Annotated in this window: 2 protein-coding genes; both read left to right on the forward strand. The window is 63.3% G+C overall.

Annotated elements, in window-relative coordinates:
• Nucleotides 1–216: LuxR C-terminal-related transcriptional regulator (locus ACPYOI_RS35630; RefSeq protein ID WP_481424120.1), on the forward strand; the 216-nt coding region annotated here is incomplete at its 5' end.
• Nucleotides 217–320: 104 nt separating this feature from the next.
• On the forward strand, nucleotides 321–1,669 hold a 1,349-nt coding region (locus tag ACPYOI_RS35635), incomplete at its 3' end, for a hypothetical protein (protein WP_481424121.1).

The following is a 1,669-nucleotide window of genomic DNA, read 5'->3' on the forward strand; positions in this document are numbered from 1 at the left end:
CAGGTCCTGGCCGGCGTGCTCGACGGCCTGCAGAACAAGATGATCGCCTTCAATCTGGGCATCAGTTCACGCACGGTTGAGGTCCACCGCGCCAACGTGATGGCCAAAATGGGAGCGCCCAATCTGGCGGGACTCATGCGCATGGTCACCACGGTCGACGGGATTGTGCAACCGCTCACAACTATGACGTCTCGCCCCGAACCCGCGCCAACATAATGTTAAGTGAATCGAAGGCATCTGTTGCAACCACTCGTAGTTCTGCGATATGATACATTAGAAAATACTTTTTAATCGCGTGATCTTGCTTGGGGGCGATCTTGATGAGCGCAAAGGTCAACGCTTCCAGCAACCCCGGACCGACCGCTGAAGAAGTCAGCCAGCAAGTCGAACGGATCCTTTCAAGCGAGGAATTTCACTCGCCGCAGCGGGGTCGGCTGTTCCTGCAGTTCATCATCAGCGAGACGCTGGCGGGGCGATCGGGGTTCCTGAAGGCCTTCACGATTGCCAATGAGGTCTTCGGCCGCGAGGTTTCGTTCGACCCGCAGAATGATCCGGTCGTGCGGATCGAAGCCGGCCGCATTCGAAGGGCCCTCGAGCGCTACTATCTCGTCGCCGGGCAGGCGGACGAGGTCATCATCACCGTCCCCAAGGGCGGATATGTGCCGCATTTCGAATATGCGCACGGCCCGCAAGTCCCGGCGTCACCGGTCGAGAGCCCCGATGGCTCGCCAGGCGTCGAGGCCAGCGGGCATGACCGGGTATTTCCCGGCTCCCGTCGTTCGATATTGCTGACGGCACTGGTCCTCGGGACGGTGCTCGTCATCGCCGCAGCTTTTCTCTACCTCGCGCTTGCCCCTGCCCTGTCGGTCTGGCGCGGCCCGCTGTCCGGGACGCCGCGAGAGAAGGCATCTCAGCCGAAGGTTGTCGTGGAGGTTTTCGCGGGCGGTGGTGCCGCGGATACCACGTCGGACATCGCCCATGGCCTGAGGGATGAAGTGATCGGTCAGCTCGCGAAGTTCGACGACATCGTCGTCGTCGCCGATCCGTCGAGGACCGATCATGCCGCCGCGGCCGGCTATGCGCTGCAGGGCACCGTCCAGCTCGATGGCGACAGGCTGCGTTCCGTCGCCCGGCTGGTGCGTCAATCCGATGGTGCCGTCATCTGGGCCAACACCTATGATGCCGATCTTCGCGCTCAAAGCAAACTCGCGATCCAGGCCGACGTCGCACAGCAGATCGCCGCCGCCGTCGCTCGGCCCTACGGTGCCATTTTCCAGGCCGACACCGAGACGATCGCCCGCCAGCCGGAGAGCGGCGACAGGGATGCCTATGCCTGCACCCTGGCCTATTACAGCTACCGTCAGTCGATGAGCGCCCAAAGTCACGCCACGGCGCGCGATTGCCTGCAACGCGCGACCCAGCGATTTCCCAGGAACGCCGCGTCCTGGGCGCTTCTGTCTCTGACCTATCTGGATGAGATGCGATTTCGCTACAAGCTCGGCACATCGTCCACGGCCCAGCCGCTCGAACGCGCCGCCAGCGCCGCAGAGCGGGCGGCAGCGCTTGCCCCCGGCGATGCGCGCGTCCTGCACGCCCTCATGCTGGTCAGCTTCTTCGAAGACGACATCGACAAGGCCTTGCAGGCCGGCGCGGCCGCCTATGCCATCAA

This window comes from Rhizobium sp. SVR5-2C (assembly GCF_056755115.1).